At 53.7% G+C, this 16,684-nt stretch carries 13 protein-coding genes; 7 read left to right on the forward strand and 6 right to left on the reverse strand.

Annotated features, from left to right (window positions below; genetic code table 11):
• Positions 1–349: 349 nt before the first annotated feature.
• Positions 350–964, forward strand: coding sequence for a L,D-transpeptidase (locus IB237_RS09070; protein WP_192488320.1), 615 nt, complete (start codon positions 350–352; stop codon positions 962–964).
• A gap of 72 nt (positions 965–1,036) precedes the next feature.
• On the opposite strand, the gene IB237_RS09075 is transcribed toward IB237_RS09070, so the two are convergent.
• The gene (locus IB237_RS09075; protein WP_192488321.1) at positions 1,037–2,260 is read right to left on the reverse strand and encodes a multidrug effflux MFS transporter; all 1,224 of its coding nucleotides are present in this window, start codon (positions 2,258–2,260) and stop codon (positions 1,037–1,039) included.
• Positions 2,261–2,512: 252 nt separating this feature from the next.
• Here IB237_RS09075 and IB237_RS09080 point away from each other — a divergent pair, with 252 nt between their 5' ends.
• Entirely contained in the window at positions 2,513–3,322 is an 810-nt protein-coding gene (locus tag IB237_RS09080) for a class II glutamine amidotransferase (protein ID WP_192488322.1), read from the forward strand.
• Positions 3,323–3,327: 5 nt separating this feature from the next.
• Here IB237_RS09080 and IB237_RS09085 read toward each other — a convergent pair whose 3' ends face one another.
• Complete coding sequence (locus tag IB237_RS09085) at positions 3,328–3,747, reverse strand: DUF2000 domain-containing protein (RefSeq protein WP_192488323.1); 420 nt, start codon at positions 3,745–3,747, stop codon at positions 3,328–3,330.
• Between the two features lie 122 nt (positions 3,748–3,869).
• On the opposite strand from IB237_RS09085, the gene IB237_RS09090 reads away from it, so the two are divergent.
• The 3 genes from IB237_RS09090 to IB237_RS09100 all read left to right on the forward strand — a co-directional run bounded on the left by IB237_RS09090 (position 3,870) and on the right by IB237_RS09100 (position 6,055).
• The gene (locus IB237_RS09090) at positions 3,870–4,346 is read left to right on the forward strand and encodes an Lrp/AsnC family transcriptional regulator (protein ID WP_192488324.1); all 477 of its coding nucleotides are present in this window, start codon (positions 3,870–3,872) and stop codon (positions 4,344–4,346) included.
• Positions 4,347–4,592: 246 nt separating this feature from the next.
• A complete protein-coding gene (locus tag IB237_RS09095; RefSeq protein ID WP_192488325.1) occupies positions 4,593–4,982 on the forward strand; it encodes a DoxX family protein in 390 nt (129 codons plus the stop codon).
• 164 nt (positions 4,983–5,146) lie between these two features.
• Entirely contained in the window at positions 5,147–6,055 is a 909-nt protein-coding gene (locus tag IB237_RS09100) for an EamA family transporter (protein ID WP_192488326.1), read from the forward strand.
• A 100-nt stretch (positions 6,056–6,155) separates the two neighbouring features.
• Here IB237_RS09100 and IB237_RS09105 read toward each other — a convergent pair whose 3' ends face one another.
• Entirely contained in the window at positions 6,156–7,685 is a 1,530-nt protein-coding gene (locus tag IB237_RS09105; RefSeq protein ID WP_192488327.1) for a DEAD/DEAH box helicase, read from the reverse strand.
• A gap of 518 nt (positions 7,686–8,203) precedes the next feature.
• Between IB237_RS09105 and IB237_RS09110 the strand changes: the two genes are divergently transcribed.
• Positions 8,204–11,851 (forward strand): response regulator, encoded by a 3,648-nt coding sequence (locus IB237_RS09110; protein ID WP_192488847.1) that lies wholly within the window; start codon positions 8,204–8,206, stop codon positions 11,849–11,851.
• 61 nt (positions 11,852–11,912) lie between these two features.
• Here the strand turns inward: IB237_RS09110 and IB237_RS09115 are convergent, their stop codons facing one another.
• From IB237_RS09115 to mnmD, 3 genes are all read right to left on the reverse strand, one after another.
• Positions 11,913–13,097, reverse strand: a complete 1,185-nt coding sequence (locus IB237_RS09115; protein WP_192488328.1) for a flagellin — start codon at positions 13,095–13,097, stop codon at positions 11,913–11,915.
• 59 nt (positions 13,098–13,156) lie between these two features.
• Entirely contained in the window at positions 13,157–14,338 is a 1,182-nt protein-coding gene (locus IB237_RS09120; RefSeq protein ID WP_192488329.1) for a flagellin, read from the reverse strand.
• A gap of 320 nt (positions 14,339–14,658) precedes the next feature.
• Positions 14,659–15,399 carry a tRNA (5-methylaminomethyl-2-thiouridine)(34)-methyltransferase MnmD gene (gene mnmD, locus IB237_RS09125; RefSeq protein ID WP_192488330.1) on the reverse strand — a complete coding sequence of 247 codons (741 nt, stop codon included), beginning with the start codon at positions 15,397–15,399 and terminating at the stop codon, positions 14,659–14,661.
• Here mnmD and IB237_RS09130 point away from each other — a divergent pair.
• Positions 15,398–16,597, forward strand: a complete 1,200-nt coding sequence (locus IB237_RS09130) for an FAD-binding oxidoreductase (RefSeq protein WP_192488331.1) — start codon at positions 15,398–15,400, stop codon at positions 16,595–16,597. The two genes, mnmD and IB237_RS09130, sit on opposite strands and share 2 nt — an antisense overlap.
• Positions 16,598–16,684: the final 87 nt, after the last annotated feature.

A 16,684-nucleotide genomic window follows, 5' to 3' on the forward strand; every position in this document is an offset into this window, starting at 1 on the left:
GGTTCAAGAAAAAGCCCACGCAAATCAGGAATTTGCATTGCCCGATCTGTGTAAAAATTCGGCATTTGCGCAAAGGTTCCGGGGCGGCAAATATTATCTTTGCGAACTGTCTGCGTGATAAAAATGCGATTGCTTATTTTTTACTCTGAATTGCATTTTTTGAGTTTGGGCGAACGAATAAACACCAGTCAAAGCGCACAAAATCGAGGCGTGGCGCGCCGCGTCAAAAATACGGAGAAGGGCGCATGTCCCAAAGGGGAAAAGATTAACCTTTCGCGTAAGGGTTTAGTACATTGTTAACCATAAAATTATACCTCTTGTTCATATTCGATTGGATGACGGGGGTTCTATGTCCATCTCACGCCGTGCGGTACTGTTCGGATTGCCGCTTTTCGTTGCCGGTTGCGCGAGCACCGGTGTACCGATGACGCAGAAATATGCCGCGAAGCCTGCTGAAAAGTTCCCGCTTCCAGCCATGCCGCTTGACAAGATCAAACCGGAACTACGCCGCCAGGAAGTGGCATATGAAACAGCACATCCGGCTGGTACCGTTGTCGTCGATACGCCGGCCCGGCGCCTCTATTACGTGATGGGCGAAGGTCGTGCGATGCGTTACGGCGTTGGCGTTGGTCGTCAGGGGCTGGCGTTGAAGGGTGATGCCTATATCGGCCGCAAGTCGGAATGGCCAAGCTGGACACCCACTGCAAACATGATGCGCCGTGACCCCAAGAACCTGAAATACGCTGGCGGCATGCCGGGTGGTCCGAACAACCCGCTCGGCGCGCGTGCGCTCTATCTCTACCGCGGTGGCAACGACACGATGTTCCGTCTGCATGGCACCAACCAGCCGCAGTCGATCGGCCACGCCATGTCAAGCGGCTGTATTCGCATGTTGAACCACGATGTGATTGATCTTTTCGAGCGCGTGCCGGTTGGCGCACGCGTGGTGGTTCTTCAGGCCTGATTAAGGCCGAGATCGCTGACAACACGACTATACCGCAGCAGCCCGGAGCTTTAGTGTTCCGGGCTGTTGTGCCTATCGCAGGGCTTCAACCGGTGAGGCGTCGCTGCGCAGAGCAAGTTCTGCCAATATTAGCGAGATAATACCGGCGACAAAAAAGCCAGCAGCCAGATTGGTTGCTGTTCCATTGTAAAAACTGCCGATCACCACTGCAAAAACCGTGGCAACAAGGCTGGATCCGGAAGCGATGAGGGATGCGCCAAGGCCAGCAAGCTGTCCAAGCGATCGCATCGCCATGGCATTGAGATTGCCAAACAGGATGCCGATTGCGAAGAATGCCGCAAAACCGAATGCCATCAAGGCGGTGAGCGGCAGATAACCTGTCCATAGAAGCGTTGAAAGCAGCATCAAAAAACCGGTTGTCGCCAAAGCCACGAAAGCGGCGCGAGCCATCACCTCCATGCCAAGGCGTTGGACGAGTTTTGCGTTGAGGAATGACGCCAGTCCGATGCCGGTCGCCAATGCCGCAAAATAAAACGGAAAGGTTTCCTTGATGCCGTAAGCATCAAAGAACAGATCTGTCGCAGTGCTGAGGTAGAGAAGCTGCGCGCCAAATACGACGCCCGTGGTAATGATCAACAGCAACACTCGGCGGTTGGCGAGAATGCGCGCGGCATTGCTGAAAAGCGGTTTTGGCCGGAAGGGGATACGTTTTTCAACCGGCAAAGTTTCCGGCTGTCGGATCAGCATCCACAGGCCCAGTACCATTGCCATGACAAGATAAATGACAAAAACCGTGCGCCATCCCGACAAGGTAATGATGCCCTGCGCCAGCGCAGGGGCCAACATCGGCACCAGAATGAAGAGGGTGAACATGAAAGACATGACGCGTGCCATGTCATTGCCCTCAAACTGGTCACGGATCATGGCGCGGGTTGCGATCTTCGGTCCGGATACGCCAACACCTTGAAGAAATCGGCCGAGAATGACCATTTCGAGTGATCCGGCCAGCATGGCTATGACCGTTCCCGCTGCGTAGACGCAAAGGCCAAGAACCAGCGCTTTCTTGCGTCCCAATGCATCCGAGATTGGTCCGAGAAACAATTCGCCAAAGGCCATTCCAAAAATAAACAGCGAGATGATGTGCTGGGTCGATAGCGGCGGCGCAGTACCGACCTCATCGGCGATCTGGCGCAGGCCCGGCAACAGCGCGTCGATGCTGAGCGAGGTCAGCGAAGTCAGCAGGGCATAAAGGGCGATACGCTCGCGGAAACTGATTGAGGATGGAGCTGTGGTCATTGAGATTCTGCGCTGATAAAGAAGGTGGTTCGGCTCTATCAGCTTTCCGAAGAAATGCAGAGGCGTGTGGCGTTTTTTACAGCGGAAAATCACTGGTTGTATTGCGCAAGGTTTCTTCGCAGTGATCGCGCTTTGTTTCAAAAACTGTAGGTGTTTGAGTAGCGCAGTCGCTTTTTCTAATCATTAATCAATTCGCGCCATATTTTTCTATAATGTGGCTGCTTGTTAGCAAAAACACGAGAAACCAAAGTTATGTGCCGTTTCCTTGCATATTCAGGTTCACCCGTCTGGCTCGACACGTTGTTGATCGAGCCTGAGAGCTCACTCATCAGCCAGTCAATGGCGGCGCGTGAGGCCAAAACTGTTGTTAACGGCGATGGGTGCGGCGTTGGCTGGTACGGGGACCGCACGGAACCTGGCATGTACAAGGGCATTCTGCCTGCTTGGTCTGACCGCAACTTGACCTCCCTCTGTCACCAAATCCAGGCACAGATGTTTCTGGCACATGTGCGTTCGGCCACCACCGGAGGCGTGTCGATGGCGAATTGCCATCCCTTCGGGCTTGATCGGCACCTCTTCATGCATAATGGCCAGATTGGTGGCTACGAACATGTCAAACGCAAGGTCGAGGCGCTCATTCCCGATGATGTCTATGCTGCACGCAGCGGCAGCAGCGATAGTGAGGCAATGTTCCTGATCGCTGCGGGATTTGGTCTGGCGGCTGATCCGATCTCGGCGTTTTCCCGTACCTTGCTGACCTGCCTCGACATTCTGCGCTCTTCCAATGTTGACCAACCCATCCGTTTCAGTGCGGTTCTGGCCAATGGCGATACGATGCATGCGTTTCGCTGGTCGAGCGATGAACGGCCGCCGTCGCTCTATTGGCGGCGCATGCCGGATGGTGTGGCGGTTGCATCGGAGCCCTTCGGCGATCGGGACGAGACGTGGGAACTGATTCCGGCCGATACGGTTGCCACGGTGAAGGGCGCAAAGATTTCCTTTGCACCGTTCGATCCATGCTTGGCGGATGCCAACGAAGAGCTTCTCTGCAAATCCGCTTGATACTGTCAGCGCAACAGTTTGAGAGCGCCGGTCAGCGACTTCACCAATTTGGTTGGTCCGGCCAGTCCCAGTCCGTCTATCGTTTCCTGCGACAGGTCACGATCGGGGAATGTTTGCTGATAATCCTGATAATTGTGCAGCGCCCTGGCGAATGCCGGGAACGGCACTGTCACGATTCCCTCCGTACCTGAAGCAATGATCTTCAGCATGATGTTCCGGATGGTTTCTGCATCTGCCTGCAAAATAGGGACAGGCTTGTTGGAACTTATGTCGATTGTCCGCTGGTGCCTATCAGTCAGCCGGTCGCCACCTAATTGCGGGCGTTTGGCGCCTATGCCGATGCCGATGGCGCCGACGGTATTGGCAATCAGGCCAGCGGGCAGGGCAGGGTTGACGATGATGGCGGTGTGAAGCTCGTTTGTCATGGTTTTCCTCATTGTGCTGCGAGGAAAATAGGCGGTTTAACCAGGTAGATCATACCTATTATTGCCAAGATCAAGCCTAATTTGGTAGTCTCTACCTAATGAACGGATTTGCGAGGTAGTTTATGTCGATTAAGCGGCTGGAGGCTGAGGATGTGCACATCCTCAATCATTTGCAGCAGGATGGTCGCATGACCAATCAGGCGCTCTCGGACGCCGTAGGACTGTCGACCTCACCCTGTTGGAGGCGGGTTCGTAATCTCGAAGAGACCGGCGTTATCCAGGGGTATGGCGCAAGACTAGACCGCAAGCAGGTCGGGCTCGGTGTTCTAGCGTTCATTCGTGTGAAGATCGACAGTCACAGTGAAGCAGAGGCGGAGGATTTTTCGCAACAAGTGTCTGCCCTGAAGGAAGTGATTGCCTGCTACAGTATCGCGGGTGACGCGGATTTCCTGTTGCAGGTTGTTGCGCCCGATCTGGATAGCTATGCAGATTTTGCCATGTCTGTTGTTCGCCGCCTTCCGCGAATCAAGGAAATGCAGACGACATTTGTGCTGAAAGAGATAAAGGCATTTAATGGTTTTCCACTGGATTGCGTATAAAACCATCAAAAATGCGTTGGTAAACAATCCGGCTTTGCTAATATTGCTTCACGTGTCGAGGTTGTAATTTCGTGATTCGGCCATCAAACACGGCTCACTTTCAACTACTTGTGGAATAAGGACTTTTTGGTCCTTGGACTGACTTTGGAAATGCCGAAAATGTGAATTCCGGTGTTCGAGACGTGTCTTCGCGACGGGTTTACGAAGAGCTATCGAGCGGAAATAAATCCAACAGGGGCATCCTTCATGGCAATCTTCGACAATCTCTCCAAATACCGGCCTTATGGCCTTGCTGCTCTTCGCATTATCGTTGCCCTGCTGTTTATTCAGCATGGTACACAGAAACTATTCGGCTTTCCCGCGTCCCAGATGGAAGGTTCGCTACCACCGCTTTTGATGGTTGCAGCACTTCTTGAACTGGTTGGCGGTATTCTGATTTTGGTCGGGCTTTTCACACGTCCCGTTGCTTTCATTCTGTCCGGTCAGATGGCTGTGGCCTACTTCATGGCCCATGCCCCATCGAGCTTTTTCCCGGCGTTGAACGGTGGCGATGCGGCAATCCTTTTCTGCTTTGTGTTTCTTTACATGGCCCTGTCGGGTCCCGGTGCCTTCTCCCTGGATGAACGGCGCGGCTGACCTGCCTTAAACGGCATCGCCTGCAGCGGTTTGACAACAGGCCCGCATGGTTTTCCATGCGGGTTTTTCGTATCCGGTTTTTTTCGAAACTTCGGTGAGCGCCGAAACATCAAGTCTGCGCTTGGCCCTAGAAGGATGGCATTCATTCAGACAGGGAATCGGTTGTGATCAATAAAAACAGTCTTCTTCGAGAGCTCGCACTTCTGGCCTTGTTGTCCACACTCTGGGGCGCCTCCTATACGTTCATCAAGATCGGGGTGGAGACAATACCGCCGATTACTCTAATCGCCGCCAGAACTTTAATTGCCGGCATGGTTCTTCTTGCTGTCCTTTATCTGCGTGGTGTGCGTCTACCAAAGGACAGGGCCGTTTGGCGAAGGTTCATTATTCAGGCCTGCCTTAACAGCGCCGTTCCCTTTACGCTGATTGCCTGGGCTGAACAGACCATTGATGCGGGCCTCGCCGTGATCCTCAATTCGACAACGCCAATCTTCACGCTGCTGTTGACGGCTTTCGTCACGCGACACGAAATCGTCACCGGACGCAAACTGTTCGGTATCATTGTCGGTATGACGGGAACGTGCCTGATCATCGGCGTGCAGGCGCTTTCCGGCCTGGGGGACGCGTTGTGGGCGCAGCTGGCGGTGATTGTTGCGACCATGTGTTACGGCGCTGCAGCCATTTTCGGCAAGGGGTTCAAAGGTTTTGATCCGATGATACCAGCCGCAGGTTCTCTTATCTGTGGCGCGGTGATGCTGGTGCCACTCAGTATTGCCGTTGATCACCCATGGACCTTGCATCCCTCATTGCATTCCATTCTGGCATTGCTGGGGCTGTCGGTGTTTTCCACGGCTGTCGCCTTCATCATTTATTTCCGGCTGATGCAGACGCTTGGCTCCGTTGGTGCAACGTCACAGGCCTATTTGCGTGTGCCAGTTGGTGTTGTGGTTGGCATGATCTTTCTGGGAGAAATGCCAACGGCTGAGGCATGGATTGGTATGGTGTGCGTACTGGTCGGTGTGATTGCGATGACACTGCCCAAACGCCAGCCTCGTCCCGCTCAAGAGGCTTGAAAACAAGAAAAGCCCGGCAGGTGAGGCACCTGCCGGGCTTTTAAACTACTCAAATCCAATTGCAGGGTCTGTCACGAACGACGCCCCACGACGGGATTAATTAGCGAGTGCGACCGCGGTTGCCACCATTACCGGAGGCGCGCTTTTCACCAGCGTTGCCGCCGGCTGGAGAATGACGATTTGCACCTGGCTTGCGGGCCGGACGGTTGACGCGCTTCTTGGAAGGACCACCGGGTCTGCCGGTTTCACCTTCTACCTGCTTGACGCGCTTGAAATCGGACGTGACTTCCAGATCGTTGTCGCGCTCTGCAGGAGTGAATTCGCCAGCGCGCTGCCCGCGGAAATCGCCGTTACGACGTCCGCCGTTGCGCTGAGCACCACCTTCGCGATGACCACGATCATTACGCTCGCCATGGCCGCGTTCTGCGCCACCCTGACGGCGCGGACCGCCATTATTGCGGTTGCGATTGTCGCCACGAGTCGGGCTCGCAAGAACCTGAGGCCGTTCGCCAGATGCAACAGTAATATCAATGTTCATCAGGCGTTCGATGTCCCGCAGCAAACGGGTTTCGTCCGGTGCGCAGAAGGCGATTGCAATACCGTCACGACCAGCACGAGCTGTACGGCCAATACGGTGAACGTATGCATCCGGTACTTCTGGGAGGTCATAGTTGAAGACGTGGGTAACGGCTGGAATGTCGATACCGCGAGCTGCGACGTCGGTTGCGACGAGAACCTTGACTTCGCCGTCCTTGAAGCCCTTCAACGCACGTTCACGCTGGCCTTGGCTCTTGTTACCGTGAATAGAGGCAACCTTGAAGCCAATATGCTCCAGATGCTTGGATAGCTTTTCAGCGCCATGCTTGGTGCGAAGGAACACGATAGCGCGGCCATCCGGGTTTTCGTTGAGCGACTTCTTGAGAAGTTCGGTCTTGTCGTTCTTGCCGGCAACGAAGTGAACATACTGTTCCACCTTGTCGGCAGCCTTGCCGGGAGGTGTGACTTCAACGGTTACCGGGTTGGTCAGATAGGCGCCAGCCAGATCGGCAATTGCCTTTGGCATGGTTGCCGAAAACAGCAGTGTGTGACGCTTCGATGGAACCATACGCGAAATCTTGCGCAGGTCGTGAATGAAGCCAAGGTCCAGCATCTGGTCAGCTTCATCGAGTACAAGGTGGGTTACCTTGGACAAGCTGATTGCGTTGCGTGCAATGAGATCGAGCAGACGGCCCGGTGTTGCCACCAGAATGTCAGTGCCCTTTTCAAGCTGCAGCTGCTGCTTGTTGATCGATGCACCACCAACAACCTGGTTGATGCGCAGTGGGGTCTTTCGCACGAAGGAGCGCAGGCTTTCACCGATCTGGTTTACCAGTTCGCGAGTTGGCGCGAGGATGAGGGTGCGGGTTGTGCGATTTGCCGGACGATCCGCATGCTTCTGCAGCATTTCGATGATTGGCAGACCAAAAGCTGCCGTTTTTCCGGTGCCGGTCTGTGCAAGACCGATCATGTCGCGACCTTCCAGCAGCAGCGGTATTGCTTTTGCCTGAATTGGGGTCGGAGTGGTGTAGCCGAGCTGGGTAACAGCGGCCACGAGCTTTTCGGATAGGCCTAGTTCGTTAAAACTGGTCAATAAAATAACCTTTCGGGGCGCCAAAACGCTGTCGCCGGAACAGCCCATGCTGTCCGGTTGTCTTGGCGTCAAGAACCCCGCGTGAATTGGGAACTTGTGGGTTGGAATGACTTTCTGCGCGTTAAGTGCGGTCACGAAGACCATCTGCTTGCTATATGCGCTTTTCCTTCCTGCGCTTAAATCGTATGCGTCATGCAGCTCACGCGGCTGCCGGAAGGTGAAAGCAGTGTGCATTTGGGCTCTTCAAGACCAAAAGTCAAGCAATTGTTTCTGGATAAGCTATCTGGGACCTATTCTCAGGGACTACTTTACCCTTTGAACATCTTTTCAGTTATATACATTTTTATTAAATTTAATCTGTTTATCCAGCTGCTGGTTCTGGCCATCCTGCATATCAATCCATAGATTCAATGGAATTGCGCAATCCGTGTGGGATTGATTCGATGGAATAAGGCTGGTTGTGATTGTAGTGACCGAACGAGGGCTTATTGGTGAGCACTAACGGCGAATTGCTGGCGATGGCGTGTGAAGGGATCCGCGACCTGGATCTTCCTGCGTGCATCAAGGACAGCGAATTGCGCTATGTTGCCGTCAATGAGGCTTACGCCCGTTTTATCGGCAGACCTCCCCAGGACTTTCCCGGAAAGGGAACATACGAACTGTCTGGTAATCCAAGCGATATTGATCGCGAGGATAAGGAACGTCGTTCTCTGGTTTTCGCGACAGAAGAAATAGCGGCCTGCCAAGGTGCAGTTTCGCTCGGCCGTCACGCCATTCGTTGTGAACGTTTCATCGCCGATGACGGTGCCATGTTCCTCTACGAAGTGTTTGAGAACATGCCTGCTTTCGAGTTGGAAACGCTTGGGCGGCATGAGGCTGAAATTCTGGTCGGCAGCGGTGTTCTTGACCTGATCGATGTCGGCATTTGCATTTACAGCCGAGAAAACCGTCTGCTGTATCACAATGCTCGGCTGTCTGATTTCTATCGGATGATCGATCTGGAATTGAAACCAGGCATGCGCCTCTCGGAAGTGCAGGGCGCTATCTATGACCATGCCGCCAATAACGGTGAAGAGGGTGTCAGCCGAGATCCGGCTGCCCGGCGTGCCTGGCTGAACGATCGGCTCGAAAAATACAATCTGCCCTATTTCGAATCCACTGAGCAGTTGTGTGATGGCAGTTGGTTGCGTCAGGTCAACAAACGGCTCGAAAGCGGTTTGCTGGTGTGTCTGCGCGTCGATGTGACCGAGTTCAAGGCGCATGAGGTTTTGCTGAGCCGCCACATCCGCGAAACATGGCTCTATCGCGAAGCTCTGGAAGAACTTCCGGTTCCGGTATTTCTACGTGACAGCGATCGCCGCCTGACCTTCATCAATGCTGCCTATGAACGTCTGCTGGGCGGTGACCGCCGCAGGTTCATCGGTCGGACTGCGGAAGACATGTTCCCGGAAATGCGTGAGGCATTTCGCAACGAGGATGAAGAGGTTCTGTTAAGCGGAACCGCCTTGCAAAAGGAAGAAACTATTTCCTTCCATGGCGAAGGTCAGGCCGTACCCGTCATCACCCGTCTTGGCCGGATTGTGACACCTGATGACGAACGTTATCTGGTTGGCTCCATCACTGATGTTTCTGTGCTGAAAGACCGCGAAACGCGGATCGTGCAGGCGCAAAAAGAGACCGAAGCCCTGCATGCAGAACTGGAAGGCATTCTTGCCTCTCTGCCTGTTGGTGTTCTGTTGCTTGGCCCGGAACTGGTCATCGAATACGCCAACAAGTCCTTCTATCAGACACTGGATACCCGTGCCACAGTCGATCTGGTTGGTATGAGCTACCGTGATTTTCTGGAGATGACCTTCCGGGAAGAGATTTACGATTACGGCAGCAAGTCCTTTGATGAGGTCTACTCCAACCGTATCGCACGTTTACAAGTACCTGATCAGTTTGAGCCGCTGGAAATGCGCAGCGTCTCTGGCAAGGTCACGGTTATCTCTGCTGCCCGCATCGCCGGCGGCAAGGTGTTGATCACCTACACCGACGTGACAAGCGTGCGTGAGCGCGACAATGAAATCAGTCTGGCAAGGGCCGAGCTGGCACGTGTCGGTGAATATATGCAGGAAGCCACCCGCGCGATGGCGCAGGGTCTTTTGCTGATCGAGAATGGCGTTATCATAACCTCCAATGATGCGTTGCCTCGTATGCTCGATGTACCGACCAGCTATTTCGAGCCGGGTCAGGACTGGGCGGACATGTTTGCCTTCTGTGCGCAACGGGGCGATTTCGGCGGTCCGGAGGAGGCGTCCGCAATGCTTGCCACCTGGCGGGGCAATGTTACCAATGCAAAGCCGTTTACATGGTTGTTCCAACGTGCCAACAACAGTTGGTTTAATCTCGAAGCGACGATCAGTTCCACTGGTTACTGGGTCATCACCGTAACCGATGTGACGGAGATGAAGCGCCGTGAGGCCGAGCTAGAGCGGTTGGTGCAGAGAGCGGAAGCCGCTGACCGCGCCAAGTCCGAGTTCCTGGCCAATATGAGCCATGAGATCCGTACGCCGATGAACGGTGTGCTTGGCATGGCGGAGTTGCTTGCCAAATCCGATCTCGATACCCGCCAGAAAACCTTTACCGATGTCATCGTCAAATCCGGCAATGCGCTGCTGACAATCATCAACGACATCCTCGATTTCTCTAAGATCGATGCCGGTCAGATGAAGTTACGCAAGGTGCTTTTCGATCCAGTTGAAGCGGTTGAGGATGTTGCCTCGCTGTTGTCATCCACGGCGTCGGAAAAAGACATCGAGCTTGCCATCCGCATTGATCCTTCCGTGCAGCACATGGTGGTGAGTGATGCCGGCCGTTTTCGGCAGATCATTACCAATCTGGTTGGCAATGCCGTCAAATTCACCGAAACTGGTTACGTGTTGATCGAGCTTGCCGAACAGACGCTGGAGGCGGGTGAGGTTCTGCTGACCATTAAGGTTCAGGACACCGGCATCGGTATTCCCGCCGACAAGCTGGCGTCGATTTTCGATAAGTTCAGCCAGGTGGATTCTTCGTCCACCAGAAGACACGAAGGCACCGGACTTGGTCTTGCCATTACCGTTGGTCTGGTCGGTATTTTTGCAGGATCGATCAACGTCGAAAGTGCTGTCGGGCAGGGGACGCTGTTCACCATCAAGTTGCCGCTTGAGGCGGCAGCACTGCGCGGCAACAAGACCATAACGCTTCCGGCCGGTGATCTTGGCGGTGCACGCGTGCTGGTGATCGACGACAATGAAATCAACCGCCAGATCCTCAGCGAACAGTTGTCGCAATGGGGTTACGACAGCTATGCCGCCGAAAGTGGTGCGGCTGGTCTGGCGATCATTCAGCAGGCCGCCGAAATTGGTTTCGTCATCGATACTGTCATTCTTGACTATCACATGCCCGTTATGAACGGCATCGATGTCGCTCGGCAAATCCGTTCGGACGACCGTTTGCAGGATATGGGCATCGTTTTCCTGACCTCTATGGATATGGTGGTCGGTGATGACAGTCTCCTGAACGATATGAATGTTCAGGCACATCTGATGAAGCCGGCCCGCGCTAAGCTGCTGCGCTCCACCCTTGGCGAAATCGTGCGTGCATCGCGCCTGCAACGGCGTGGACGCATGCTGACGAGACGCCAGGAAACAGTCACAGATGCACCTGCGGCGCCTGCCTCGTCGAAGCCAGAGTCACGTAAGCCGCTGACGAAGGTTGTTCGGCCGGTCGTTGCCTCCACTCTCGATGTGCTTGTGGCTGAAGACAATGATGTCAACCAGATTGTATTTTCACAAATCCTGCAGGGCACCGGTTTGCGGTTCCAGATTGTCAATAATGGAAAAAAAGCCGTCGCGGCATGGGAGGAGCATAATCCGGCAGTGATCTTGATGGACGTGTCTATGCCTGTCATGAATGGTCATCAGGCCACGCAGCTTATTCGCGAACGCGAAGAAGAGGCTGGTGATGGGCGACATGTGCCGATTGTTGGGGTGACTGCGCATGCGCAGGAAAGCGACCGCGAACGCTGCCTCGAAGTTGGCATGGATGATTATGTCTCCAAGCCGATTAGCCCTGAATTGCTGGAAGCGAAGCTGAAGCAGTGGCTGGGTGAGGATGCGATCCCGCGGGCTGGAGCTATCTAAACCTCAGCAGCTTTGATTTTCCGGTTTTTGATTGCTGGTAAAAACACCAGAGTCTTACGTCTTACCTGAACAGTTGAATGACGTTTTCTGGCTGTGTGTTGGCGATCGACAGGGCCTGAATGCCTAGCTGTTGCTGTGTCTGCAGCGCCTTGAGCCGCGTGGACTGTTCATTCATGTCGGCGTCCACCAGACGGCCAATGCCACTGTCGATGGCGTCAGACAGTTTAGCCGCAAAGCCCGATTGAAGCTCAATGCGTTTTGACAGTGAACCGAATTTGCTGGCAGTTTCTGCCATGACGTTAAGTTGCCGGTCGACGTGATAGAGCAGCACGTCCATCATCCATTCTGGGTCCGCATCGGCACCAAGCACGACACCGCTATAGAGGTCCAGTGCGGTGACATCGATTGTCATGATGCTCAGATTGGTCAGGTGCGCAAAATCTGATGTCGTGTTATTGTAATCGATATTTCCGCTCGCGTCTGTCGCCTTTACGAACAGACCGTTGAGGCGCGTGTAAAAGTCAGTTCCATCACTGTAAACGCCGTGATCGTTCAACTGCCAGCTTGAGCTGTAATGATATGTTTCGAGATTTTGGGTTGTTTCTTCGCCACTGCGCGGTTCGATCCCGTCAAAAATGACACCCATATCGAGGATGCCCCAAGAGAGGCCGCTGGTGTTGCTGGACAAAAGCACGTCCCGCGAGGATGTCAGGAAGTCGACAGTCTTTACCGAGACGTTGCCGTTGGAGTCTCTGACAAACGAGCTGACGACTGTTTTTTTGTCCGTCAGGGGATAGGAATCATATGCGTCACTGTCAGCAGCAGTGCCGGTCATTTCTGCTTTCAGCAGACTTTCGCCAGCAAAGTTCGCGCCTTCGGCGATGGAGCGTAGCTGATCCTGCAGTTGGGATATCTCGTCCTGGATTTTTCCCTTGTCGACCGAACCTTCTGTTGCTGTGACCAGCTTCTTCTTGATTTCTTTGACCACATCAATGGCCGCTTCCATGCCGGCGTAGGCGACATCTACTTTGGCTGCCCCTAGACCAAGTGCATCTTCTACTGCACTGATCGCGCCATTGTCGGAGCGCATGGTGGTGGCAATGGACCAGTAGGCAGCATTGTTTTCTGCCGAGCCGACGCGCAGACCACTTGCAACGGCTTCCTGAGTCGTCTGCATTTGCGAATTGATCGTGCGCAGTGTCGCAAGAGCAGATTGTGCGGCAATGTTGGTCAATATCGACGTCATGGCGGTTCCGGAAGCGAAAATTGATGCCCGGTTTTGAGCCGGCGTCAGATTGGGTTGGATTATCTGAACAGTTGCGTCACAGTGTCCGGCTGGGTATTGGCAATCGACAGAGCCTGAATACCGAGTTGCTGCTGAGTTTGCAGTGCCTTGAGCCGCGTGGATTCCTCATTCATGTCCGCATCCACCAGGCGTCCAATGCCGCTGTCGATTGCATTCGACAATTTAGAGGCAAAATCCATTTGCAATTCTATGCGTTTGGATAATGAGCCCAGAGATGAAGCGGCATCGGTCATTTTCGCAAGTTGTTTATCGGTATGGGAAATGAAGACATCGATCACCATGTCTTCATCACCGTCTGGCCCAAATATCTGGTCTCTGTAGGTGCCCAGTTGGGTAATATCCATTGTGGTGATACTGGCATTGGAGTGCATGATAACGTTTGTCGTGCTGCTTTTATCGAAGCCACCGCTGGCATCGAGGGCTTTAACGAACAGGCCGTCACGTCGGGTGTAGTAGTTGGTTCCGTCGCTGTAGACGCCGTTTTCATTGACGGTCCAGCTTGAATCGTACTGAAATGTTTTAATAAACCAGCCGCCATTTCCCTCTTCATACGGAATACCGTCATAGATCAGGCCGATGTCGAGTATCCCGTGCGCCATGCCTTCGGTATGGTTGCCGAACAAGACCGTGTCAGATGTCTGAACAGCTTCGGTTGTTTTGACAGATACGTTGTTATTCGAATCCCGGACAAAACCTGTGACGATCGTTTTGACGTCTTTCACTGCAAAAGAAAGAATAGAGCCGTTTGTCGCGCCAAGTGATCCCACAAAGGTGGCTTTCAGAAGGTTCTCACCGGAGAAGGAGGCTGAATCTGCTATAGATTTTAACTGATCCTGTAACTGGGAAATCTCGTCCTGAATCTTGCTGCGGTCGACGGAGTTTTCCGTTGCCGTCACCAGCTTTTTCTTCATTTCTTTGACGACATCAATCGCAGCTTCCATGCCGGAATAGGCCGTGTCGATTTTTGCGGCACCCAGACCGAGGGCATCTTCAACTGCGCTAATGGCACCATTGTCTGAGCGCATGGTTGTGGCGATTGACCAATAGGCGGCATTGTCTTTTGCTTCACCGACCCGCAGGCCGCTCGAAACCGCTTCTTGCGTATTCTGCATTTGCGAATTGATCGTGCGTAATGTTGCAAGGGCTGATTGTGCAGCGATGTTGGTCAATATCGACGTCATAACAATTTCCGAGAGAAATAGCGGAAGAAATTATGCATAAAATTATGCGGATATTATAAACAATACGTTAACCCACGGTTTTGTTCTTCACGTTTTGCAATTCGAGATACTATAAATGAGATTTTCTTAAGTCATTGAAATAAAATAAATTTATATGTTTCTTATATAGAAAGTTCTACCGTATAGCCGTTAACGCCTGCATTTATTTGTCATGGCTGGCGGCTTGAACAACAGAGATCAAATGCAATCAGGCGGCGATCGGCACCGTCAGACAGATCGCGACCGATATCAGCTCAAAAGTAAACCAGGACGTGTTGTGACTATCGCTTGGTTCCGCACAGCATTTCACGTTTTCCAGCAAAACCTTTGCGCCGTTCCAGATTGAAACCGGCGGCAATGAGATTGCGGCGTACAAATCCGGCTGCGGCGTAGGTCGCGAAACTGCCGCCTTCCGCCGTTTTGTCGAATAATGCGGTCATGATCTCGATCGACCACATGTCGGGATTGCGAGCCGGTGCGAAACCATCCAGGTACCAGGCGTCGAACATGTGTGGGCTGGCCTGAATTCCGTCAAAAGCCACACCACAGACCACGGTCAGGCGAGTTTGTTCATCCAGTTGCAGATCGACATGACCTTGCGGTTCCTTCGGCCACAACTTGACCAGAGCGTTCCGTTCTTCGTCGACTTCCGGCCAACGGGAAAGGGCGCGGTCAATTTCCTCTGACTTCATTGGATAAAGCTCGAAGGACACGAAATGCAGTTTGCCGCCTGTCGGGCGCGTCTGTTTCCACTGTCGCCAGGTCTCGCAAAGATTGAGGGCTGTGCCGAAACCAAGCTCGCCAATGCGGAAGGTGTCAGTCGTTGTTTGCCAGCGCTCCGGTAGGCCGTTGCCGGACAGAAACACATGTCCACATTCCAGTCGGCCGTCGGTCTGGCAATAAAAATGGTCGCCAAAGGCAAGCGAATAGGGCATATCGCCCTCGCGCCAATCGAGCGTGGTTGCTGTGTTATCCTGCGGTTGGCTCTGGTTGGCCGGTGTGCTTTCGTCTGGATGTGTCATGAATAAAGCCGATAATCTGGCCAGTGCTGCGGGTCAATCTCATTCCTCTCCTTCCTCTTTCGACCTTTTGATCGTCGGTGGCGGCGTTATGGGGCTGTGGGCTGCGGTAAAAGCAGAGCGACTTGGTCTCAAGACATTGCTGGTCGAGCAAGTTCGTTTGGGGCAGGGCGCCAGCGGTGGCCTTATCGGCGCTCTCATGGCTCATATGCCGGACAGATGGTCAGAGAAAAAGCAATTCCAGTTTGATGCGCTGGTAGCGTTGGAAGCCGAGATCGCCGAGCTGGAGGCTGCGACCGGGTGTTCGGCCGGGTATCGCCGTTGCGGACGCATCATTCCTCTGCCCAAACCGCATTTGCGCGACATCGCGCTGCGTCATGAGCAGGATGCCAAAACGAATTGGGCGCGGGATGGACGACAGTTTCACTGGCATGTTCTCGATGCGCCACCGGTCGCGGGTTATCTGGCAGATGCGTCGATGGCGGGTGGATTTGTTCATGACACGCTTGCTGCACGCATGTCGCCGCGGTCCATGGGGCGGACGCTCTCTGCATTTCTCAAAACCGCGCAAAACGTGACTGTGGTTGAAGGGGTTGGCGTTAGTTCTCTCGATCCCGATCGGGCACAAGCCACATTATCAACGGGTGAAACCGTATCATTTGGCCATGTCATCGTCTCTGCCGGTTATCAATCATTCCCGCTGCTTCAGCAAAGCTTGAATTTGGCGGGTGCAGCGCCACTTGGTCAAGCAGTCAAAGGGCAATCTGCACTGATGAAGGCCGATATCGACCCCGCAATGCCGGTGCTGTTTCTCGGCGGCCTTTATGTCGTTCCGCATGATGATGGCATGGTGGCGGTTGGCAGCACCAGCGAGGAGAGTTTTGCAGAACCGTTCACAACCGATGCCCAACTCGACGTGTTCATAGAGAAAGCCCGGCAGCTTGTTCCTGGTTTAGAGAATGCTGAGGTGGTGGAGCGGTGGGCCGGGCTGCGGCCCAAGGCGATCGACCGTGATCCAATGGTCGGTAGCCTGCCAGAGCACCCGCGTCTTGTCGCCTTGACCGGCGGTTTCAAAGTCAGTTTCGGTCTGGCACACCGGTTGGCGGATGCTGCTCTTTCGGTCGTGCAAGGCATTGAGCCAAGGCTACCGCAAAGCTTCTTGCTTGAAAGTCACATTGCCGTGGCCACAAAGTCTTCATAATTTTCAGGCGTTTCTCGTCGTTAATCTGTCATGCAAATCACCTATCGCTAAATCATCGGCCTGAAAGTCGAGCCACGATTTTCAGAG

Source organism: Agrobacterium sp. AGB01 (assembly GCF_014851585.1).
Lineage (GTDB): Bacteria > Pseudomonadota > Alphaproteobacteria > Rhizobiales > Rhizobiaceae > Agrobacterium.

What these genes read in the sequence shown, in the direction of transcription:
- IB237_RS09070 (WP_192488320.1), top strand. Translation starts at nt 350, where the DNA reads ATGTCCATCTCACGCCGTGCGGTACTGTTCGGATTGCCGCTTTTCGTT.
- IB237_RS09075 (WP_192488321.1), bottom strand. Translation starts at nt 2,260, where the DNA reads ATGACCACAGCTCCATCCTCAATCAGTTTCCGCGAGCGTATCGCCCTT.
- IB237_RS09080 (WP_192488322.1), top strand. Translation starts at nt 2,513, where the DNA reads ATGTGCCGTTTCCTTGCATATTCAGGTTCACCCGTCTGGCTCGACACG.
- IB237_RS09085 (WP_192488323.1), bottom strand. Translation starts at nt 3,747, where the DNA reads ATGACAAACGAGCTTCACACCGCCATCATCGTCAACCCTGCCCTGCCC.
- IB237_RS09090 (WP_192488324.1), top strand. Translation starts at nt 3,870, where the DNA reads ATGTCGATTAAGCGGCTGGAGGCTGAGGATGTGCACATCCTCAATCAT.
- IB237_RS09095 (WP_192488325.1), top strand. Translation starts at nt 4,593, where the DNA reads ATGGCAATCTTCGACAATCTCTCCAAATACCGGCCTTATGGCCTTGCT.
- IB237_RS09110 (WP_192488847.1), top strand. Translation starts at nt 8,204, where the DNA reads ATGGCGTGTGAAGGGATCCGCGACCTGGATCTTCCTGCGTGCATCAAG.
- IB237_RS09115 (WP_192488328.1), bottom strand. Translation starts at nt 13,097, where the DNA reads ATGACGTCGATATTGACCAACATTGCCGCACAATCTGCTCTTGCGACA.
- IB237_RS09120 (WP_192488329.1), bottom strand. Translation starts at nt 14,338, where the DNA reads ATGACGTCGATATTGACCAACATCGCTGCACAATCAGCCCTTGCAACA.
- IB237_RS09130 (WP_192488331.1), top strand. Translation starts at nt 15,398, where the DNA reads ATGAATAAAGCCGATAATCTGGCCAGTGCTGCGGGTCAATCTCATTCC.
- mnmD (WP_192488330.1), bottom strand. Translation starts at nt 15,399, where the DNA reads ATGACACATCCAGACGAAAGCACACCGGCCAACCAGAGCCAACCGCAG.